Origin of the sequence: Coralloluteibacterium thermophilum (assembly GCF_042654365.1) — a bacterium.
In the GTDB taxonomy this organism is placed as follows: domain Bacteria; phylum Pseudomonadota; class Gammaproteobacteria; order Xanthomonadales; family Xanthomonadaceae; genus Coralloluteibacterium; species Coralloluteibacterium thermophilum.
Map to the genome: position 1 here is coordinate 58,774 of NZ_JBHSGG010000025.1, position 21,302 is coordinate 80,075.

Here is a 21,302-nt window from a genome sequence, read left to right on the forward strand (position 1 = left end):
CCGCAGGCCCTATCATTGCCCGATGGCCGGCCGTATCCCCGACGCGTTCCTCGACGAGCTGCTCGCGCGCACCGACATCGTCGAGCTGATCGCCGCGCGGGTGCCGCTCAAGCGTGCCGGCCGCGAATACACGGCCTGCTGTCCCTTCCACAACGAGCGTTCGCCGAGCTTCACGGTCAGCCCGACCAAGCAGTTCTATCACTGCTTCGGCTGCGGCGCGCACGGCACCGCGCTGCGCTTCCTGATGGAGTACGACCGCCTCGAGTTCCTCGACGCGGTCGACGAGCTGGCCAAGCGCGCGGGCCTCGAAGTGCCGCGCGAGGCGCGCGCGCAGGACCGCGACCGCGGCGAGTTCGACGCCATGCTCGGGACCACCGCGGCGGCGGCGGCCTTCTTCCAGCACCAGCTGGCGCTGTCGGACCGGGCGCGCCGCTACCTCGACCGCCGCGGCGTCGACGCCGAGGTCCGCGCCCGCTACGCCATCGGCTACGCGCCGGAAGGCTGGGACGCCCTGCGCGAGGCGCTCGGCGGCGATCCCCAGCGCCTGCAGCTGCTCGAGCGCGTCGGCCTGCTCTCGCGCAACGACAAGGGCCGCGTGTACGACAAGTTCCGCGACCGCGTGATCTTCCCCATCCACGACCGGCGCGGGCGTCCCATCGCCTTCGGCGGGCGGGTGCTCGAGAAGGACGACGGGCCGAAGTACCTGAACTCGCCGGAGACGCCGCTGTTCCACAAGGGCCGCGAGCTCTACGGCCTGTGGCAGGTCAGGCAGGCGCACGCGAAGATCGCCCAGCTGGTGGTGGTCGAGGGCTACATGGACGTGGTCGCCCTGGCGCAGTACGGCGTGACCACCGCGGTGGCGACGCTCGGCACCGCGACCACCGGCGACCATGCCGAGCTGCTGTTCCGCAATGCGGGCGACGTGGTGTTCTGCTTCGACGGCGACCGCGCCGGACGCGGCGCCGCCTGGAAGGCGCTGGAGGCGGTGCTGCCGCGCATGCGCGACGGGCGCCAGGCCTTCTTCCTGTTCCTGCCCGACGGCGAGGACCCCGACAGCATCGTCCGCAAGGAGGGCGCCGGCGGCTTCGAGCAGCGGCTCAAGGCGGCGACGCCGCTGTCGGAGTTCCTGTTCGCCGAACTGTCCCGCGAGATCAACCTGGGCACCCTCGACGGCAAGGCCCGCCTCGCCGAGCGCGCGCGTCCGCTGCTGGCGCAGATCCCGGACGGCGCCTTCGGCGACCTCATGAAGCAGCGGCTGGGCGAGATCACCGGCCTCGCCGTCGCGGCGCCGGCACCGCAGCAGCCCGCGGCCGCAGCGCCGCGCCGCGCGCCGGCCGCGCCCGCACCGCGGCGCAGCCTGGTGCGCAGCGCCATCGCCCTGCTGCTGCACCGCCCGGCACTGGCCGGGGAGGTCGAGCCGCCCTACCCGTTCGCCGGCCTGCGCCAGCCCGGCGTGCCGCTCCTGGTCGAACTGCTGCACCTGGCCCGCGAGCGCCCCGGCATCAGCACCGGCGCCCTGCTCGAACACTTCCAGGGCAGGCCGGAGGAGGCGCCCCTGCAGAAGCTCGCGGTGCAGGAACTGCCCGGCGACGAGAAGCTGCTGCGCCTGGAGTTCGCCGACGCCCTCGCCCAGCTCGACCGCCAGACCGTGCAGCAACGCATCGACGAACTGCACGCGCGCGTGCGCGAGGTGGGCCTGAGCGGCATCGACGAGGACGAGAAGCGCGAACTGCGCGAACTGCAGCGCCACCGCGGCCGCTGAAGCGGCTGGCCGCGCGCGGCGGCGGCACGTACCCTCGGGGGTTCCGTCGATACCGGGGGATCCGATGCGCCGTACCGCCACCGTCCTGCTCGCCGGCCTGCTGGCCGCCGCGGGCCTGCCCGCCGAATCCGCACCCGCCGTCGAGCGGAAGCAGGTCGGCGCACGCATCACCGAGAACGTGCCGGAGATCCCGGCCGACCTGGTCGAGCGCCTGGAGCGCTACCAGAACACCCGCGGCGCCAGCTTCGTCGGCTGGACCCGCGACGGCGGCATGCTCGTCGCCACCCGCTTCGGCGAGACCAGCCAGATCCACCGCGTCGCCGCGCCGCTGGGCATGCGCGAACAGCTCACCTTCTACCGCGAGCCCGTGCAGGGCGCGGCGGTCGCGCCCGCGTCCGGGCCCGACGTCTTCGTGTTCGGCAAGGACGTGGGCGGCTCGGAGTTCTGGCAGTTGATGGCCTACGACCTCGGTACCCGCGAGACCACCCTGCTGACCGACGGCGGCCGCAGCCGCAACGCCGGCGCGCTGTGGTCGCGCGACGGCCGGCAGCTCGCCTGGAGCAGCACCGCACGCAACGGCACCGACAGCGACGTGTGGGTGCGCGACATGCGCACCGGCGACGCACGCCCGGTCGTCACCGAGGGCGGGAGCTGGCGCGCCAGCGGCTTCTCGCCCGACGGGCGCCGGCTGCTGGTCTCGCGCTACGTCTCGATCAACGACAGCCGCCCCGGCGAGGTCGACCTGGAGACCGGCCGGCTGCGCATGTTCCCGGTCGCGGGCGGGACCGCCTCGATCGCCGGCATGACCTACGCGCCCGACGGCCGCGGCGTGTACTACGTCTCCGACGAGGACGTGGACGGACGCACCAGCGAGTTCCGCCAGCTGCGCTTCCACGACACCGCCAGCGGCCGGATGGAGATCCTCAGCGCGCACGTGCCCTGGGACGTGCAGGACTTCCGCATCGCCGCCGACGGCCGCCACCTGGCCTACGTGGCCAACGAGGACGGCATCGGTCGGCTGCGCGTGCTGGCTCTGCCCGAGCACCGCGAGATCCCGGTGCCCGCGCTGCCGCTCGGCGTCGTCGGCCTGGGCGACTTCAGCCCCGACGGCAGCCGCCTCGCCCTGACCCTGAACACGCCCACCGCGCCGAGCGACGTGCACGTGCTCGACCTGGCCGCGGGCAGCCTGGTGGCCTGGACGCGGAGCGAGGTCGGGGGCCTGGACACCGACCGCTTCGTGACGCCGGAGCTGGTGCGCTATCCCACCTTCGACAGCGTCGACGGCGCGCCGCGCACCATCCCGGCCTTCTACTACCGCCCCGCCGAGGTGCCCGCGGGTACGCGACTGCCGGTGGTCGTCAACATCCATGGCGGCCCCGAGGCGCAGGCCCTGCCGACCTTCAACCCGTCGATCCAGCACCTGGTGAACGAACTCGGCATCGCCGTGCTGGTGCCGAACGTGCGCGGCTCGGCCGGCTACGGCAAGACCTACCTCCAGCTCGACAACGGCATGCTGCGCGAGGATTCGGTGCGCGACATCGGCGCCCTGCTCGACTGGATCGCGACCCGCCCCGAACTCGACCCGGAACGGGTCGGCGTGTACGGCGGCAGCTACGGCGGCTACATGGTGCTCGCGTCGATGATCCACTTCGGCGACCGCCTGCGCGCGGGCGTCGACATCGTCGGCATCTCCGACTTCGTGACCTTCCTCACCAACACCGAGAGCTATCGCCGCGACCTGCGCCGCGCCGAGTACGGCGACGAGCGCGATCCGGAGATGCGCGCCTTCCTCGAACGCATTTCGCCGCTCGCCAACGCCGCGCGCATCCGGAGCCCGCTGTTCGTCGCCCAGGGCGCTAACGACCCGCGGGTACCGGCCTCGGAGGCCGAGCAGATCGTCGAGCGCGTGCGCGGCAACGGCGGCGAGGTGTGGTACCTGCTGTTCGAGGACGAGGGCCACGGCTTCCGCAAGAAGACCAACGCCGACTACTTCAACGCCGCGACCGTGCTGTTCTGGCAGCGCCACCTGCTCGACGGGGACGTCTGACCGTGGGCGTGGCCCGCGTCCTCGCCCGGCTCCGGGTGGACCGGTTCACCCTGGCGCTGGTCGCGACGGTCGCGCTCGCGTCGCTGCTCCCCGTGGAGGGGGCGACGGCGCGCGCGGTGGATGCGGCGACCAGCGTCGCCATCGCGGCGCTGTTCTTCCTGCACGGCGCGCGCCTGCCAAGGGAAGCGCTGGTGGCGGGCCTGCTGCACTGGCGCCTGCACCTGGCCATCGTGGCGGCGACCTTCGTGCTGTTCCCGCTGCTCGGCCTCGCGCTGCGGCCGCTGTCCGGCACGCTCATCACGCCGGAGCTCTACGTCGGCGTGCTGTTCCTGTGCGCGCTGCCCTCGACGGTGCAGTCTTCCATCGCCTTCACCTCGATGGCGGGCGGCAACGTCGCCGCCGCGGTCTGCGCGGCGTCGGCGTCCAGCCTGCTCGGGGTGGTGCTGACGCCGCTGCTCATGCTGCTCCTGGTGGGTGCGGAGGGCGCGGGCGGCGATCCGCTCGGCGCCATCGGCAAGATCATGCTGCTGCTCCTGCTGCCCTTCGTCGCCGGCCACCTGCTGCGGCCCTGGCTGCGCGGCTGGATCGAGCGCAGCGCGGGCGTCCTGCGCTTCACCGACCAGGGCACGATCCTGCTCGTGGTCTACGCCGCCTTCAGCGCGTCGGTGGTGGAGGGCCTGTGGCGGGAGACGCCGCCGTCGGCGCTGCTGGCGCTGACCCTGGTCGCCTGCCTGCTCCTGGCGGTGGTGATGACGGTGCTGACCTTCGCCGCGCGCCGGCTGGGCTTCGATCGCGCCGACGAGATCGCCATCGTCTTCTGCGGCTCGAAGAAGAGCCTGGCGACCGGCGCGCCGATGGCCAAGATCCTCTTCGCCGGCGGCGGACTCGGCGCCATCGTGCTGCCGATCATGCTGTTCCACCAGATCCAGCTGGTGGTCTGCGCCGTGCTCGCACAGCGCTACGCGCGGACGGCGCCGTCCGCGCCCTGAGGCGCGGGCGGCTCAGCCGACGCGCTGGAACTCCAGCCCCGGCGGCGGCGGCACCGGCATGACCCAGTGGTCGACCAGCAGGAAGGCGAACAGCGCCATCAGGTAGACCACCGAGTAGTTGAAGGTGCGCATGGCGTAGAACTCGTCCGGCGGGTTCATCAGCCGCACCGCCATCCACAGGAACACCAGGCCCAGCACCAGCGCCCCGCCGAGGTAGAACAGCCCGCTCATGCCGGTGACGAAGGGCAGCAGGGTCACGATGACCAGCAGCACGGTGTAGAACAGGATCTGCCAGCGCGTGTAGGTGACGCCGTGGGTGACCGGCAGCATGGGAATCATGGCGCGGGCGTAGTCCTCGCGGCGGAAGATCGCCAGCGCCCAGAAGTGCGGCGGCGTCCACACGAAGATGATCAGGCACAGCAGCAGGGAGTGCGGATGCACGCCCCAGGGCTCGACCCAGCCGGTCACCGCCGACCAGCCGAGCACGGGCGGCGCCGCGCCGGCGATGCCGCCGATCACGATGTTCTGCGGCGTCGCGCGCTTGAGCCACACCGTGTAGACGATGGCGTAGCCGATCAGCGAGGCGAAGGTCAGCACCGCGGTGATGAGGTTCACCTGCCAGACCAGGATCGCCATCGATAGCACCGCCAGGACCACCGCGAAGGCCAGCGCCTGGGCGACGGTCAGCGAGCCGGTCGGCAGCGGCCGCCAGGAGGTGCGCGCCATCACCGCGTCGATGCGCGCGTCGAGGATCTGGTTGATGGCCGCCGCCGAGGCCGCGGCCAGCCAGATGCCGAGCGTGCCGAACACCACCGCGCGCCACGGCGGCAGGCCCGGCGTCGCCAGCAGCATGCCCACGATGGCGGTGAACACGATCAGCGCGACCACGCGCGGCTTGGTCAGTTGCCAGTACTGGCGGGCGGTCGAGGGCACGGGCACGGCTCCGCTCACGAGGGCACGCGCAGGCGCGTGAGCAGGGTGACCAGCACGAACAGCAGCAGCACCGCGCCGGCGTTGTGCGCCACGGCCACGGCCAGCGGCAGGCCGAAGTGCACGTTGCTGATGCCCAGCGCGACCTGCGCGATCAGCAGCACGCCGAGGGTCACGCCCCAGTGGCGCAGGCCGGTGGTGCGCCACAGGCGCAGGGCCACCGCGAGCAGGTGGCCGAAGACCACCACCGCCATCAGCCGGTGGGCCATCTGGATCGCCACCCGCGCCTCGCCGTCGAGCACGCCGCCTTCGTAGTCCACGCCGATGCCGCGCCAGAGCACGAAGCCCTCGCGCCAGTCCGCGGCGGGCCACCACTGGCCCAGGCAGGTCGGGAAGTCGGTGCCGCAGGCCAGCGCCGCGTAGTTCGCGCTGGTCCAGCCGCCGAGCGCGATCTGCACCACCAGCAGCACCAGGCCGATGCCCAGCAACCCGCGCAGGCGCGGCGCATCCGAATGCACCAGCGGCGCGTCCGGCGTCGCCCGCCACGCCAGGAAGGCCAGCAGCGAGAACGTGGCGAGCCCGCCCAGCAGGTGGGCCATGACCACCACGGGCTTCAGCAGCCAGGTGACCGTCCACATGCCGAGCAGGGCCTGGAAGATGATGACCGCCAGCAGGAGCGTGGCCACCCGCGAGAGATCCTGGTTGCTCCAGCGCCAGGCCGCGAGCAGCAGCAGGACCTCGGCCAGCGCCGCGAGCACGCTCGCGGCGACGTGCTGCCCCTGCATGTAGAGCGGGATCGCAACGGCGACCATCAGGCTCGCCCCGAGGATGGTGGCGATGCCGAAGCGGCGCCGGCGCGCGGCGAGCAGGGCCAGTGCGAGCACGCCCACGCCGAGCAGGGCAGCGAGGTGGCGGTGCACCTGCTCGCGCCAGGCCTTGTGCGACTCGACCGGCCGCGCGAAGTTCTGCTCGGCATGCGCGAAGTGCGCCTCCTGCGTCGGCCAGGTGGCGCGGCCGTAGCAGGTCGGCCAGTCGGGGCAGGACAGGCCTGCGTCCGACAGCCGCACGAAAGCGCCGAACACGATCACCACGAGGGCGAGCGCCAGCGCGAACCAGGCGATGCGGTGGGTGTGCTTGTACATGGTGCGGTCGATGTCCTTGCCGGCGCCGCGGCGCCGTTACTTCAGCTTGAGCAGGGTCGCCAGGTCGGCGCGCAGGCCGGCGATGTCGAAGCCGGTCGGGTAGTGGAGGACGACGAAGCCGCTCGGGTCGATCACGTAGGTCGGCATCGGATCGTCGGCGGCGGCAGGCGGCAGGCGCTCGCGCCAGGCATCGGGCGCCTCGACCTGCACGAAGGCGCGCGCCGGGGCGCCCGCGGCCGGCAGCGCGCCGGCCCAGAGCACCTCCACCTTGTCGGCGCGGTGGCCCATCAGTTCCCAGACCTTGCCCACGCCCGCGGCCAGGGTCTCGCATTCGCCGTCGCAGGGGCCCGGCGGGAGCAGCACCGCGACCCGCCAGACCCGCTCGGCCGGCGCCCAGGGATGGGGTTCGCCGTCGGCACCCTGCGCGGGCGCGTCGCGGAGGTCCACCGCCGGCTGCAGCAGCGTGCCGTGCGCCTTGCTGCCGCCCGGCTGCCAGCCGGAGAAGCGCAGCAGGCCGGCGACGAGCGCGCCACCGAAGAACAGCGCGAACAGGATCAGCATCACGCGGCGCGCGGCGCGGACGTTGCGGCCGTCCGGCGGGGCGGGCGCGACGGGGGGAGTACGGTTCATCGGGAAGCACCTCGACGCAGGCCGAGCACCAGCGCGACGACGAGGGTCGTCGCGGCCAGCGCGAACCACTGCAGCGCGTAGCCGCGGTGGCGTTCGGGGGGAAGGGTATTCGGCAGGAGCATGAGATCGCGCGTGCCGGTCGCCAGCCCCTCGATTGCACGCTCCGGGTCCGGGCGCAGCACGCGCGGGGCCAGCGGCACGTCGAGCGCCTCGGACAGGGCGGGCATGTCCATGCGCAGGGCCAGCAGCGCGCCGCCGGGCGCCTGCTCGAAGGGCGCGCCCATGGCGATGCCCGCGGACGGCGGCGGCGCGAGCAGGCCCTCCAGGTCCAGCGGGCGGTCGGGCGCCGGCACCTCGGGCAGCCGGCTGCGGTCCGGCAGGGCGAACCAGCCCAGGTCCACCAGCACGGCGGTGGCGCCGTCCTGCGGCTGGAAGGCCCGGTAGGCGCGGACGCCGCCGACGCCATCGCGGAGCTGGTTGTCCAGCAGCACCGGCGGCCGGTCGAGGAAGCGCCCGCGCCCGCGGGCCCAGGCGAGATCGCCTCCGGCTTCGCCCGCGGCGGCCGCGAGATCGACCGCGTCCCGTTCGGCCAGCACGCGCTCGCTCTGCGCCAGCAGGGCCTCCTTCTCCGCGCCCCGGCCGTACTGCCACAGCCCGAGCGTGGCGAAGCCCGCCGTCAGCGCGAGGGCGAACACCCACAACGCCAGATGCACGAGCCGCGGGCGTCGCATGGTCATGGCCGCGGGCGCTGGAGGATAATCGCGCTTTCCCACGGTGCGTCGGAGTTGCGCATGAAGACCTTGCTCATCGTTGCGTTTCTCGCGCTCATCCTGTGGAACCTGGGCGCGGGGCTCTACTACATGCTGGTGGACAAGGGCACCACCACCCGCACCGTGAAGGCGCTGACCCGCCGCATCGCGCTGTCGATCGCGCTCATCGTCCTGGTCGTGCTGGGCATCGCCACCGGCATCATCGAGCCGCACGGCATCGGCGGCTGAGCCTGCTGCGGGACGCCGTCCCGCAGTACGCGAAAACGCGGGCGGGGCAGGTGGTCCTGCCGCGCCCGCGTCGGATCCTGCGCCTTAGACGACGTAGACGAACAGGAACAGGCCGAGCCAGACCACGTCGACGAAGTGCCAGTACCAGGCCGTCGCCTCGAACCCGAAGTGGTTGTCCTTGGTGAAGTGGCCCTTGTAGCAGCGGAACCACATGACGATCAGCATGATCGTGCCCAGCAGCACGTGCAGGCCGTGGAAGCCGGTGAGCATGAAGAAGGTCGAGCCGTAGATGCCGGAACCCAGGGTGAGGTTCAGGTCGCGGTAGGCGTGGACGTACTCCTCGGCCTGGAAGAACAGGAACACCAGGCCGAGCAGGATCGTCGCGCCGAGGGTGACCAGCAGCTTGGTCCGCTGACCCGCCTTGAGGGCGTGGTGCGCCATGGTGATGGTCACGCCCGAGGTCAGCAGGATCAGGGTGTTGAGCAGCGGCAGGCCCCAGGCCGGGATGGTCTGGAACTCGCCACCGATCTGCTCCGGGCCGGCGGTCGGCCAGCCGGCGTCGAAAGCGCTCCACAGCAGCACGTTGGTCACCTCGCCGCTGCCGGCGCCGCCCAGCCACGGCACGCTCAGCGCGCGGGCGTAGAACAGGGCGCCGAAGAACGCCGCGAAGAACATGATCTCCGAGAAGATGAACCACAGCATGCCCATGCGGAACGAGACGTCCACCTGCTTGCTGTAGTTGCCGCCCACCGACTCGCGGATGACCGCGGCGAACCAGCCGAAGAACATCACGATCACCAGGGCCATGCCCGCGGCGAAGGTCAGCGGACCCCAGCTGTAGTCGTTCAGCCAGGCCGCCGCGCCGGCGAGCGCCACCATCACCGCGGCGGACCCGAACAGCGGCCAGATGCTCTTGGCGGGGACGTAGTAGGCGTTGGGGCCGGTGCTTGCGTGAGCCATGGTGGAAATCCGGATCGTTGTAACGTTTGAGGGTGGCGTCGCGTCAGGGCGCGGCGGGGTGCGGCAGCTCGGCCTGCAGTGCCGCCGTCATCCGCGCCGTGGCCGCATCGTTGGGATAGAAGGTGTAGGACAGCGTGAGCGTGCTCACGCCCTTCGGCAGCGCCGGGTCGACGATGAAGCGGACCGGCATGTCCTTGGCCTCGCCGGGCGCCAGGAGCTGCTCCGTGAAGCAGAAGCATTCGGTCTTGTTGAAGAAGGTCGACGAGTCCGACGGCGCCACCGACGGTACCGCGTTGCCCACGATCGGCGCGTTGGACACGTTGCGCGCAACGTAGTGCGTCTCGTAGATCTGCCCCGGATGCACCTGCATGCGCACCTCGGCCGGCCTGAACTCCCAGGGCAGCCGCGAGTTGACGCTGCCGTCGAACTCCACGGTGACGGTGCGGCTGACGTCGACCTGCATGCCGGCGATGTGCAGCTCGCCGGCGGGACCCTGCTCGAGCTTGATGCCGAACAGCTTCTCGCAGGCGATCCAGTAGAGCTTGCTCAGCCCGAAGGTGCCGAAGAAGGCCACCACCGCCACGATGAGGGAGGTCTTGAGGATGGAGCGGGCGCCGGTGCTCATGCCAGGAAGGTCCTCAGGATCGCCACGAGATAGATCGCCACCGCGACCGCGGCCACCACCAGCACGGTCCGGCGGACGCCGGAGCGGCGGGATGCGGGATCGAACTGGCGCGGGTCGCGGGTCATGGTCCGGTGGCGGCCGCGCCCTGGGGCACGGCCGGCTGCGTCACTCAGTGCACGTTGCCGTGGGCGAGATCACCGTCGCGGATGACCGGCGGCTTCTCGAAGGTATGGTGCGGCGCCGGGCTCGGGACCGTCCACTCCAGGCCGCGCGCGCCTTCCCAGGCGACGGCCGGGGCCGGCTTGCCGTACTTGAGCGAGTGCCAGAGCACCGCGAGCATGATGATCGGCGACAGCAGCATGCCGAAGGCGCCGATGGAGCTCACCAGGTTCCAGTCCGCGAAGGCCACGTTGTAGTCCGGGATGCGGCGCGGCATGCCGGCCAGGCCCAGGAAGTGCTGCGGGAAGAACAGGATGTTGACGAAGATCACGCTCCACCAGAAGTGGAACTTGCCCCAGAACTCGCTGTAGTAGCGACCGGTCCACTTCGGCCACCAGTAGTAGGCCGCGGCGATCAGCGAGAACACCGCGCCGGTCACCAGCACGTAGTGGAAGTGCGCCACCACGAAATAGGTGTCGTGGTACTGGAAGTCGGCCGGGACGATGGCGAGCATCAGGCCCGAGAAACCGCCGATGGTGAACAGGATCACGAAGCCGATCGCGAACAGCATCGGCGTCTCGAAACTGATCGAGCCCTTCCACATCGTCGAGACCCAGTTGAACACCTTCACGCCCGTTGGCACGGCGATCAGCATGGTCGCGTACATGAAGAACAGCTCGCCGCCCAGCGGCAGGCCCACCGTGAACATGTGGTGCGCCCAGACGATGAACGACAGGAAGGCGATCGCGGCGGTCGCGTAGACCATCGCCTGGTAGCCGAACAGCGGCTTGCGCGAGAAGGTCGGGATGATCTCGGAGACGATGCCGAAGGCAGGCAGGATCAGGATGTAGACCTCGGGGTGGCCGAAGAACCAGAAGATGTGCTGGTACATCACCGGGTCGCCGCCGCCCGCCGCGTTGAAGAACGACGTGCCGAAGAACTTGTCGGTGAGCAGCATCGTCACCGCGCCGGCGAGCACCGGCATCACCGCGATCACCAGGAACGCGGTGATCAGCCAGGTCCAGCAGAACAGCGGCATCTTGAGCAGGTCCATGCCCGGCGCACGCATGTTGAGGATGGTCGCGATCACGTTGATCGCGCCCATGATCGACGAGATGCCGAGGATGTGGATGCCGAAGATGGCGAACGCGACGTTGGCGCCGCCCTGCAGCGACAGCGGCGGATACAGCGTCCAGCCCGCGGCGGGGGCGCCGCCCGGCAGGAAGAAGGTGATCAGCAGCAGCGCGAAGCCGGCCGGCAGCAGCCAGAACGACATGTTGTTCATGCGCGGCAGCGCCATGTCGGGCGCGCCGATCTGCAGCGGGATCATCCAGTTGGCCAGGCCGGTGAAGGCCGGCATGACGCCGCCGAAGATCATGACCAGCGCGTGCATCGTGGTCATGGAGTTGAAGAACATCGGGTCGACGAACTGCAGACCCGGGTGCGTCAGCTCGGCGCGGATCACGCCCGACATCGCGCCGCCGATGCAGAACATCACGAAGGAGAAGATCAGGTACAGCGTACCGATGTCCTTGTGATTGGTGCTGAAGAACCAGCGCTCGACGAAGCCCTGCTTGTGATGGTGGTGCGCGTCGTGCACCTGCGCGGGGACCTGGGCGTTGGGTGCTGCGTGGTCGATGGCCATGATGTTCTTGTCCTGCGTTGTCTCGCTCGGATCGCGCAGCGCGTGGCGCGGCGCGATGCGTAAGGCTTAGAGGGCGGCGACGGGGGCCGCGGGCGCGGAAGCGTCCTGCGCGGCGGTCGCGGCCTTCTGCTCGTCGAGCCAGGCGCGGAATTCCTCCGGGCTCACGGCCTCGACCACGATCGGCATGAACGCGTGGTCCTTGCCGCAGAGTTCCGCGCACTGGCCGCGGTAGATGCCGGGCTCGCGGATCTCGGTCCAGTTCTCGTTGACGATGCCCGGGATCGCATCCTGCTTCCAGCCGAGCGAGGGCACCCACCAGGCGTGGATCACGTCGTCGGCGGTGATCACGAAGCGGATCTTGGTGTTGGTCGGCAGCACCAGGCGGCGGTCGACGTTGAGCAGATAGGCCTGGTCGTCGCCGTCGCGCACTTCCCACGGGTCGAGGCCGGAGCGCAGGCGGCGCGTACGGTCGCTGTCGCGGTCGATGCGGCTGACGAAGCCGTAGTCCTCGCCGAGGTAGTCGTACCGCCACATCCACTGATAGCCAGTGATCTTGACGGTCATCTCGGAGTCGCGGGTGTCGTAGATCGCGACGAGATGGGTGGTCGCCGGAATCGCCATGACGATGAGGATCAGGATCGGGATCACCGTCCAGATCACCTCCGCCAGCGTGTTGTGGCTCCACTTCGCCGGCACCGCGCCCTTCGACTTGCGGAACCGGACCATGGCCACCGCCATCGCGCCGAACACGATCAGCCCGATCACGCAGCAGATGATGAACATGATCATGTGGATGCTGTAGGCGTTCTCCGCGGTCGCGGTCACGCCCGTGCGCATGTTCAGCTGCCACCGGTGCGGCAGTGCGAACGCGCTGACGCTGTAGAACCCGGCCGCCAAGGCCGTCGCCAAGGCTGCGAAACGCGTCCAACGCCCTGATTTCATCGAATCAACCTCTTCATCGTCGCTGGCTCGGCCGCAGCCGCTCGCTAGCATGGTCATAAGCCGAACCGGCCCGTCCGGCAGCATCGCCCGGCCCGGCAGGAACCACAGTGTCTTACCCCGTGGGCTGCGCGAGCAGCCCGGCGCGCGACCCGCGGCACCCGCGTCACTGCATGCGGACCGGGGCCAGCAGGCTGCGATACATCCGCAAGATGGTACCGCCGCGGCGTCAGGCGCGGCAAGCAAGCACTGCCGCGATGCCACATGCGGACCGCTCCGACGCGCCGCTAGAATCGCGGATTCGGCGCGCCGCGCCTCCTGACGTGGTTTTCTTCGTGACCAGCATTCTCTCTCCCGAACTGCCCCCGCCGCCCGGCCCGCTGCGGCGGGCGATCACCGATGCGTGGCTCCGCGACGAGGCGGAGCACCTCGACATGCTGCTCGGCGAGGCGGCGCTGCCGCCCGACGAGCGCGCCGCCGTGCGCGCGCAGGCCGAGGACCTCGTCACCCGCGTGCGCCTGCGGGCGCAGGACCAGGGGGCGATCGAGGCCTTCATGCGCCAGTACGACCTCGGCAGCGAGGAGGGCGTGCTGCTGATGTGCGTCGCCGAGGCCCTGCTGCGCATCCCCGACCAGGCCACCGCCGACCGGCTGATCCGCGACAAGCTCGGGGAGGCCAACTGGGAGCGCCACCTGGGCGCCAGCGACTCGGTGCTGGTCAACGCCTCCACCTGGGGGCTGATGCTGACCGGGCGCTTCATCGAGCTGGCCGAGGAGACCAAGCGCGACTTCGGCGGCGCCCTGCGGCGGCTGGTCGGACGCGCCGGCGAGCCGGTGATCCGCCTGGCCGTGCGCCAGGCCATGCGCATCATGGGCCACCAGTTCGTGATGGGACGGACCATCGACGAGGCGCTGGGGCGCGCACGCAAGGGCCGCAACGCCGCCTACCGCTATTCCTTCGACATGCTCGGCGAGGCCGCCTTCACGGCGCGGGACGCCGCGCGCTACCTCGAGGCCTACCGCAAGGCGATCGACGCCATCGGCGCCGGCGGGCCCTACGGCGACGTCATCGCCGCCCCCAGCATCTCGGTCAAGCTCTCGGCGCTGCACCCGCGCTACGAGCACGCCAAGCGCGCACGGGTGCGCGCGGAGCTGACCCCGCGGGTGCTCGAGCTGGCCCAGCAGGCCAAGGCGCGCGGCATCGGCTTCACCATCGACGCGGAGGAGGCCGACCGGCTCGAACTCAGCCTCGACGTCATCGTCGGCGCCTTCGAGGATCCCTCGCTCGCGGGCTGGAACGGCTACGGCCTCGCGGTGCAGGCCTACCAGAAGCGCGCGCCCTTCGTGATCGACTACCTCGCCGACGTGGCGCGCCGCGCCGGGCGCACCATGCCGATGCGCCTGGTCAAGGGCGCCTACTGGGACGCGGAGATCAAGCGCGCGCAGGTGGAGGGGCTCGAGGGCTATCCGGTGTTCACGCGCAAGCCCAACACCGACGTCTCCTACCTGGCGTGCGCGCGGCGCATGCTCGACGCCGGCGACGCGCTCTACCCGATGTTCGCCACCCACAACGCGCAGACCATCGCGAGCATCCACCACATCGCCGCCGGCCGTCCGTTCGAGTTCCAGAAGCTGCACGGCATGGGCGACGACCTCTACGCCGAGGTCATCCCCGCCGACCGGCTGGGCGTGCCCTGCCGCGTCTACGCGCCGGTGGGCTCGCACGAGGACCTGCTGCCCTACCTGGTGCGGCGCCTGCTCGAGAACGGCGCGAACTCCAGCTTCGTCAACCGCATCACCGACGAGACCGTCAGCCCGGCCGAGCTGGTGGACGACCCGGTCGAGATCGTCACGGCCTACGACAGCAAACCGCATCCCCGCATCCCCCTGCCCCGCGCGCTCTACGCGAGCCAGGGCGAAGACAGGACCAACTCCATGGGCGTCAACCTCGCCAACGATTCCGACCTCGCCACCCTCGCCGAGAAGATCAACGCTGCAGTGAAGCCGTGGCAGGCCGCCCCGCTGGTGCCGGGCGCCGCGCCCGCCGGCGCCACCATGACTGTCACCTCGCCCGCCGATCGCCGCATCGAGGTCGGCCAGTGGCAGGCCGCCGACGCGGCCACCGTGGAGCGCGCGCTGGCCAACGCCGTCGCCGCGCAGGAGGGCTGGAACGCGGTGCCCGCCGCCGGCCGCGCCAGCATCCTGGAGCACGCCGCCGACCTGCTCGAGGCGCGCATGCCGGAATTCATGGCGCTGTGCACGCGCGAGGCCGGCAAGACCCTGGTCGACGGCGTGGCCGAGGTGCGCGAGGCGGTGGACTTCCTGCGCTACTACGCGCTGCAGGCGCGCCGCCAGTTCATCACCCTGCCCCTGCCCGGCCCGACCGGCGAGAGCAACCAGCTCCAGCTCGCCGGCCGCGGCGTGTTCGTGTGCATCTCGCCGTGGAACTTCCCGCTGGCGATCTTCGTCGGCCAGGTCGCGGCCGCCCTGGTCGCGGGCAACACCGTCATCGCCAAGCCGGCGGAGCAGACCACCCTGGTCGGCCATGCGGCGGTGAAGCTGCTGCACGAGGCGGGCATCCCGGCCGACGTGCTGCAGTTCGTGCCGGGCGACGGCGCGACGGTCGGTGCCGCGCTCACCGGCGACGCGCGCATCGCCGGCGTGGCCTTCACCGGCTCGACCGAGACGGCCCGCGCCATCAACCGCGCCATGGCCGCGCGCGATGCCGCCATCGGCGTACTGATCGCCGAGACCGGCGGCCAGAACGCGCTCATCGCCGACTCCTCCGCCCTGCCGGAGCAACTGGTCAAGGACGCCATCACCGGCGCCTTCGGCTCGGCCGGGCAGCGCTGCTCCGCGGCGCGCGTGCTGTTCGTGCAGGCGGACATCGCCGACAAGGTCATCGGCATGCTCGCCGGCGCGATGGACGAGCTCGTGGTGGGCGATCCGGGCCTGCTCTCGACCGACGTCGGCCCGGTGATCGACGCCGACGCGCTGAAGATCCTCGAGGACCACGCCGCGCGCATGGACCGCGAGGCCATCCTCATCAAGGCGGTGGCGCCCGGCGAGGCCGCCGCCCACGGCAGCTTCTTCGCGCCGCGCGCCTACGAGCTCCGGGACCTCTCCCAGCTCACCCGCGAGGTGTTCGGACCGATCCTGCACGTGATCCGCTTCCGCGGCGACCAGCTCGACGCGGTGATCGACCAGATCAACGCCACCGGCTACGGCCTGACCCTGGGCATCCACTCGCGCATCGACGAGACGGTCGAGAAGATCGCCACCCGCGTGAAGGTCGGCAACTGCTACGTCAACCGCAACCAGATCGGCGCGGTGGTCGGCGTGCAGCCCTTCGGCGGCGAGGCCAACTCCGGCACCGGGCCCAAGGCCGGCGGCCCGCACTACCTGCTGCGCTTCGCCACCGAGCGCACGCTGACGATCAACACCACGGCCGCGGGAGGCAATGCGTCGTTGCTGACGCTGGGGTGAGGTGAGGCGGGAAGGGTGGGGCGGGAATCGGGAAGCGGGACCTGGGGACTGAGCCGGCCGGGAGCGTGCGCGCCTCTCCATGCGCCCGATCACGACCTGCTTCTGGCAGCAGAAGCCCCTTCCGATTCCCGCTTCCCGATTCCCGCTTCCCGCTTCCCGCCCCACCCATCCCGTTCCACCCAAGAAAAAAGGCGCCCGGAGGCGCCTTTTTTCGTACCGCCGACCGCTTCGATCAGAAGCGGTAGGTCATCGACGCGGCGAGGATGTTCACCGTGGTGTCGTAGTGGCCGTTCACGAACGAACCGGTCGAGGAGTGCGACGCGATCTCGGGCTCGCCGGTGAACAGGTGGGTGTAGCCGACGTTGATGGTCGCCGCCGGCGACATCAGGTAGCTGAAGCCCAGCGACAGCCAGCGGCGGTCGGCGTCCGGCACGCGCGGGCTGCGGTGCTCGAGCGAGGTCGGGGTCTGGTCGTAGCCGATGCCGCCGCGCAGCACCCACTGGTCGTTCATCTGGTACTCGGCGCCGACCGAGCCGAACCAGGTGTCGCGCCAGCCGAAGACCTCGGTGGTGTTCGGCTGCGCCGGGTTGGCGAAGTCGATCGTCAGCGACTCGAACGAGCTCCACGCGGTGCGCGAGACCTCGCCCATCAGGGTCCACTGGTCGTTGACCCGGGTGGTGAGGCTCAGGGTCGCCACCGCCGGGGTCTCGAGGAAGGCGCTGCCGCCGGTGTCGGTGAACAGGTTGCCCGGCAGCTGCGCGAACACCGCGGCGGCCGGCGCCGGCACGGTGAAGGTCGCATTGCCGCTGATGTCGTGCTCGACCTTGGAGCGGTAGGTCACACCGATGTTGGTGCCGTCGACGATGGTGAACAGGGCGCCCAGCTTGAAGCCCCAGTCCTTGGTGTCGCCCTTGACGCGCGCGAGGCCGTCGGCCGACTGCGGCAGGAAGGCGCCCGGGGGCGTCGCGCCGGTGTTGGCGATGATCGCGCCGAAGTCCACGGCATTGGTCAGCTCGGCCTCGGCGTACTGGTAGAACACGCTGCCGCCGAAGGACACGTAGGGATTGACGTCGTAGGACAGGGACAGGCCCAGGTCGATGGTCCTGAGCTCGGACTTGACCCCGTTGTAGCGGCCCACCCAGTCGGCGTCGTATTCGGTCTTGAGGCCGAACGGCGCGTCGACATAGGCGCCGAGGTGGAACTGCTCGCCGATCGGCATGGCGAAGTAGGCGGCCGGGATCCAGTTCAGGTCGCCGGCATCGCCGCCGTTGCCACCGGTCAGCGGGCGGCCCAGGGCGTCGCGGTTGTAGGTGTTGTTGTACTCGGCCTCGAGGTTAAGCGCGGTCAGGTCCACCTGGACGGTGCGGCCGCCGAGCAGGCGCATGCCGGCCGGGTTGTTGGAGATGATGGCGGCATCGCCCGGCGCCGAGGCCGAGCCGGCGAACGCGCGGCCCAGGGCGACGGCGCTGTTCTCCTTGATCTGGAAGCCACCAGCGAAGGCGGGGGCGCTCGCGCAGGCGGCGAGGACGGCAAGCGCCAGGGCGCTGCGCAGCGGAAGGGTGCGGCTCTTCATTATTGGTCTCTCCGATAGCTCAGGGACGTCGCTGGGGGGTGCGACGCCGCATGGCCGTGGATGTCTCCCTCCCGGCCGCGCGGGCGGGCACCATACCTGAAAGCACGGTTAGCGAGGCTGAATTGTCTTAACGAAGCTCTAACGCGCCGGATCCATCCTCCGGCGCGCCGCACACCCGCCGGCGCCGAAGTGCGGCGGGCGCCCTGCTAGAGTCCACGCACCCCACGCCGCCCGACCGCATGTATCTCGAGTACTACGGCCTGCGCGAAGCGCCGTTCGCCATCACCCCCGACCCGCGCTTCGTCTTCCTCTCCGAACGCCACCGCGACGCGCTGGCGCACCTGCTCTACGGCATCGGCCAGGGCGGGTCCGGCGGCTTCGTGCAGCTGACCGGCGAGGTGGGCACCGGCAAGACCACGCTCTGCCGCCTGCTGCTCGAGCAGTTGCCTGAGAACGCGCGGGTGGCCCTGGTGCTCAACCCCAAGCTGTCCCCGGTCGAGCTGCTTGAGACCATCTGCGAGGAGCTGCGGGTCGACGTCACCGGCGTCCGCGGCAGCCTCAAGGGCCTGGTCGACGCGCTCAACCGCTATCTCCTGGATGCCTACGCCCAGGGACTGCGGGTGGTGCTGATCATCGACGAGGCGCAGGAACTCTCTCGCGAGGCGCTCGAGCAGGTGCGCCTGCTCACCAACCTCGAGACACCGACCCAGAAACTGCTGCAGATCATCCTGCTCGGCCAGCCCGAGCTGCGCGAAGTGCTCGCCCGCGAGGAACTGCGCCAGCTCGCGCAGCGGATCACCGCCCGCTACCACCTGACTCCGCTGGACGCGGCGGAGACCGAGTCCTACGTGCGCCACCGCCTCGCGGTCGCCGGCGCGCAGCGCTTCCCCTTCACCAAGCTGGCCCTGCGCCGCCTGCACCAGCACTCCGGCGGGGTGCCGCGCCTGATCAACGTGATCGCCGACCGCGCGCTGATGGCCGGCTACGCGCGCGACCAGGCGCAGATCGGCGAGGCCCTGCTCGACCGGGCCGCAGCGGAGACCCTGGCGCCGCGCGGCCTGCGCGCCCTGCGCCGGCTGCGGCTGCGCTCCGCGCACGTGGGCTGGATCGCGGCCATCGTGCTGGCGCTCCTGCTGTTCGCGCTGTGGACGCTGCCCCGCATGGACCGCGAGGAGCCGGCCGACGCCGCGCCCGAGGCAGCGGCGACCGCGCCCGACCCGGGCGAGGACGCGACCAGCGTGCGCCTCGCCGCCGACGCCCTGCCCGAGCGCATCCGCGCGGCCGGGCCCGACCCGCAGTCGGCCCTGCGGCGCCTGCTCGCGCTGTGGGTGGTGCGTGCGGACGAGGCCGACGTGCAGACCGCCGGGGCCTGCCCGCCGCAGCTCGCGCCGGGCCTGTACTGCCTGCGCACCCGCGGCACGCTCAGCACGCTTTCCGCCTTGGGCCGGCCGGCGCTGGTGCGGCTCGAGGCCGAGGGCGCAACCGCCTGGGCCCTGCTGCTGGCCGCCGATGCGCGGCAGGTGCGCATGATGCTCGGCACCGAGACGGTCGACGTCGACCGCATCCCCTTCGAGCGCGTCTGGCGTGGCGACTACCTCACCCTCTGGCGCGCGCCGGCGCACGTGACCCTGCCGATGAGCCGCGGCGACAGCGGTCCCCAGGTCGACTGGCTGCACGACCGCCTGGTCGAGCTCGGCGACATCGGCACCGAACGCAGCGGCCCGTCGCGCTTCGACGCCGACATGGCCGCGGCGGTGCGCCGCCGCCAGCTCGCGATCGGGCTGCGTGCCGACGGCGTGGTCGGTCCGGAAACCCTGCTCGCCCTGGTCGCCGACGACGGCCTGGGCCCGCAGCTGCGCCGGAGCCTGGACTGATGTCGCTGATCCTGGAGGCACTGCGCCGCTCCGAACGCGACCGCCAGCTCGGCCGCGCACCCGGGCTGCACGTGCCGCCCGCGCCCGGCGTCCCCATGCGCGAGCGGAAGAGCCATCGGCTCTGGATCGTCCTGGTGCTGCTCCTCGCCGCGGCGCTCGGCTGGCTGCTGTACGAGCGCCACGCGACCCGGTCCGCCACCGTGGCCGCGGCCACCCCGCAGGCCCCGCCCACGCCACCGATGCCACGACCGGACCCGCCCGCGCAGCCCGTTCCCGCCCCCGCCGCGCCGGTACCGGCAGCATACGAAGCCACGCCTGCCCCCGCGCCCGAGGCGAGGCCGCCGGCCGCCGCGTTGCCGGCACCCGCCACGACGGCAGAGGCGACGCCCCGCGCTCCCGGGCGCCCGGCGGACGCCGACCCGGCGACGGCATCGCCGGCGGCGGAGGCGGACACGCCCGTTCCGGTCTGGAGCCTGCCGGGCGACCTGCTCCAGCGCCTGCCGCCGCTCCAGGTGAGCATGCACGTCTACAACAGCGACCCGTCGCGCCGCTTCATCGTCGTCGACGGGCGCCGGGCCGCCGAGGGCGACCGGCTTTCGCCGGCCGTCCGCGTGCTCGAGATCCGCCGCGACGGCAGCCTGCTGGACATCGAGGGGCGGCCGGCACTGCTGCCGCGGCCGTAGGGGAGAAGGCGATGGACATCGAGCTGTGTGCGATACGATGGGGCCTGCGTCCGGGCGCGGCGCGCGCCCTGCCGGAACGATCCTTCGGCGCGGGGCCGCGGGCCGTCGGTGCCGTCGTGCCGACATCCCGCCCCTGCGGGCGCGAGGCGCGCTGACGTGGTGTTCCTGGGCGATCCGTCGCGTCGGCGCCCCCAGCGACGCTGGGCGACGCCACTGCTGGTCCTGCTCCAGTCGGGCGTGTTCGTCTGGCTGGTGCTGCTGCCCGACCTGGGCGCGCGGCAGGCGGCGCTCTCGCGCTGGGGCGCGGTCTCGGGGGCGCTGCCGGACCGCCTCGTCGAATGGATGAGCGCGCCCCTCGACGGGCGCTTCATGGGCCTGTTCACCGCGCTGTTCATGCACGCCGACTGGAGCCACCTGCTCGGCAACCTGCTGTTCCTGCTGATCTTCGGGCTCTCGTCGGAGCGCGCGATGGGGGCACCGCGCTTCCTCGTGCTGTTCCTGCTCGGCGGCGCCTTCGCCAACGTCGTCGCGGCCCTGCTGATGGACAGCCCCAACCGGGTGATCGTCGGCTCCAGCGGCGCCGTCTCGGCCGTGATCGGCGCCTATCTCGCCCTGTTCCCGCGCGCGCGGCTCGGCATCGTGGTGCCGCTGGGGCTGTTCATGGAGTTCGTGCGCGCGCCGGCGAGCCTGCTGATCGGCATCTGGGCCCTGCTGCAGGTGATCTTCACCTTCGTCGGCCCGGCCTTCGGCGCGGTGGCCTGGTGGGCGCACCTGGCGGGCTTCGCCTTCGGCGTGGTCTTCGCCCTGCTGGCGCGCCCCGCCATCGCCCGGCGCCTGCGCAGAGGCTGAGCGTGGGGCGCC

Annotated in this window: 18 protein-coding genes; 8 read left to right on the forward strand and 10 right to left on the reverse strand. The window is 71.5% G+C overall.

Going from position 1 to position 21,302, the window contains the following annotated elements:
• Positions 1-22 precede the first annotated feature (22 nt).
• The 3 genes from dnaG (at position 23) to ACFO3Q_RS09355 (ending at position 4,798) form a co-directional block, all read left to right on the forward strand.
• Positions 23-1,762 (forward strand): DNA primase, encoded by a 1,740-nt coding sequence (dnaG, locus tag ACFO3Q_RS09345; protein ID WP_377004403.1) that lies wholly within the window; start codon positions 23-25, stop codon positions 1,760-1,762.
• Between the two features lie 64 nt (positions 1,763-1,826).
• Positions 1,827-3,809, forward strand: coding sequence for a S9 family peptidase (locus tag ACFO3Q_RS09350; RefSeq protein WP_377004404.1), 1,983 nt, complete (start codon positions 1,827-1,829; stop codon positions 3,807-3,809).
• Positions 3,810-3,817: 8 nt separating this feature from the next.
• Positions 3,818-4,798, forward strand: coding sequence for a bile acid:sodium symporter family protein (locus ACFO3Q_RS09355; protein ID WP_377004405.1), 981 nt, complete (start codon positions 3,818-3,820; stop codon positions 4,796-4,798).
• A 12-nt stretch (positions 4,799-4,810) separates the two neighbouring features.
• On the opposite strand, the gene cyoE is transcribed toward ACFO3Q_RS09355, so the two are convergent.
• From cyoE to ACFO3Q_RS09375, 4 genes are read right to left on the reverse strand one after another with little or no spacing between them, the layout of a single operon-like run.
• Positions 4,811-5,731 (reverse strand): heme o synthase, encoded by a 921-nt coding sequence (cyoE, locus tag ACFO3Q_RS09360; protein WP_377004406.1) that lies wholly within the window; start codon positions 5,729-5,731, stop codon positions 4,811-4,813.
• A 14-nt stretch (positions 5,732-5,745) separates the two neighbouring features.
• Complete coding sequence (locus ACFO3Q_RS09365) at positions 5,746-6,870, reverse strand: COX15/CtaA family protein (protein ID WP_377004407.1); 1,125 nt, start codon at positions 6,868-6,870, stop codon at positions 5,746-5,748.
• A gap of 36 nt (positions 6,871-6,906) precedes the next feature.
• Entirely contained in the window at positions 6,907-7,500 is a 594-nt protein-coding gene (locus ACFO3Q_RS09370) for a hypothetical protein (protein ID WP_377004408.1), read from the reverse strand.
• Complete coding sequence (locus tag ACFO3Q_RS09375) at positions 7,497-8,237, reverse strand: SURF1 family protein (RefSeq protein WP_377004409.1); 741 nt, start codon at positions 8,235-8,237, stop codon at positions 7,497-7,499. The genes ACFO3Q_RS09370 and ACFO3Q_RS09375 overlap by 4 nt, the downstream gene beginning before the upstream one ends.
• A gap of 54 nt (positions 8,238-8,291) precedes the next feature.
• Between ACFO3Q_RS09375 and ACFO3Q_RS09380 the strand changes: the two genes are divergently transcribed.
• Positions 8,292-8,498 carry a twin transmembrane helix small protein gene (locus tag ACFO3Q_RS09380; protein WP_377004410.1) on the forward strand — a complete coding sequence of 69 codons (207 nt, stop codon included), beginning with the start codon at positions 8,292-8,294 and terminating at the stop codon, positions 8,496-8,498.
• A gap of 84 nt (positions 8,499-8,582) precedes the next feature.
• Here ACFO3Q_RS09380 and ACFO3Q_RS09385 read toward each other — a convergent pair whose 3' ends face one another.
• From ACFO3Q_RS09385 to coxB, 5 genes are all read right to left on the reverse strand, one after another.
• On the reverse strand, positions 8,583-9,458 hold the full coding sequence (locus ACFO3Q_RS09385; protein WP_377004411.1) for a cytochrome c oxidase subunit 3: 876 nt from the start codon (positions 9,456-9,458) through the stop codon (positions 8,583-8,585).
• A 43-nt stretch (positions 9,459-9,501) separates the two neighbouring features.
• Positions 9,502-10,083: a cytochrome c oxidase assembly protein gene (locus ACFO3Q_RS09390; RefSeq protein WP_377004412.1), complete on the reverse strand. Its 582-nt coding sequence runs from the start codon at positions 10,081-10,083 to the stop codon at positions 9,502-9,504.
• Positions 10,080-10,208, reverse strand: coding sequence for a hypothetical protein (locus ACFO3Q_RS09395; protein ID WP_377004413.1), 129 nt, complete (start codon positions 10,206-10,208; stop codon positions 10,080-10,082). Before ACFO3Q_RS09395 ends, ACFO3Q_RS09390 begins: the two co-directional genes overlap by 4 nt.
• Positions 10,209-10,252: 44 nt before the next feature.
• Positions 10,253-11,887 carry a cytochrome c oxidase subunit I gene (ctaD, locus tag ACFO3Q_RS09400; protein ID WP_377004415.1) on the reverse strand — a complete coding sequence of 545 codons (1,635 nt, stop codon included), beginning with the start codon at positions 11,885-11,887 and terminating at the stop codon, positions 10,253-10,255.
• A 66-nt stretch (positions 11,888-11,953) separates the two neighbouring features.
• Complete coding sequence (coxB, locus tag ACFO3Q_RS09405; protein WP_377004416.1) at positions 11,954-12,829, reverse strand: cytochrome c oxidase subunit II; 876 nt, start codon at positions 12,827-12,829, stop codon at positions 11,954-11,956.
• A 341-nt stretch (positions 12,830-13,170) separates the two neighbouring features.
• Between coxB and putA the strand changes: the two genes are divergently transcribed.
• Positions 13,171-16,311, forward strand: coding sequence for a bifunctional proline dehydrogenase/L-glutamate gamma-semialdehyde dehydrogenase PutA (gene putA, locus ACFO3Q_RS09410; protein WP_377004424.1), 3,141 nt, complete (start codon positions 13,171-13,173; stop codon positions 16,309-16,311).
• A gap of 232 nt (positions 16,312-16,543) precedes the next feature.
• On the opposite strand, the gene ACFO3Q_RS09415 is transcribed toward putA, so the two are convergent.
• A complete protein-coding gene (locus ACFO3Q_RS09415) occupies positions 16,544-17,887 on the reverse strand; it encodes an outer membrane protein transport protein (RefSeq protein WP_377004425.1) in 1,344 nt (447 codons plus the stop codon).
• Positions 17,888-18,123: 236 nt separating this feature from the next.
• Here ACFO3Q_RS09415 and ACFO3Q_RS09420 point away from each other — a divergent pair, with 236 nt between their 5' ends.
• The 3 genes from ACFO3Q_RS09420 (at position 18,124) to ACFO3Q_RS09430 (ending at position 21,290) form a co-directional block, all read left to right on the forward strand.
• Entirely contained in the window at positions 18,124-19,758 is a 1,635-nt protein-coding gene (locus ACFO3Q_RS09420; protein WP_377004417.1) for an ExeA family protein, read from the forward strand.
• The gene (locus ACFO3Q_RS09425; RefSeq protein ID WP_377004418.1) at positions 19,758-20,441 is read left to right on the forward strand and encodes a general secretion pathway protein GspB; all 684 of its coding nucleotides are present in this window, start codon (positions 19,758-19,760) and stop codon (positions 20,439-20,441) included. Before ACFO3Q_RS09420 ends, ACFO3Q_RS09425 begins: the two co-directional genes overlap by 1 nt.
• A gap of 159 nt (positions 20,442-20,600) precedes the next feature.
• Positions 20,601-21,290 (forward strand): rhomboid family intramembrane serine protease, encoded by a 690-nt coding sequence (locus ACFO3Q_RS09430; protein ID WP_377004426.1) that lies wholly within the window; start codon positions 20,601-20,603, stop codon positions 21,288-21,290.
• Positions 21,291-21,302: the final 12 nt, after the last annotated feature.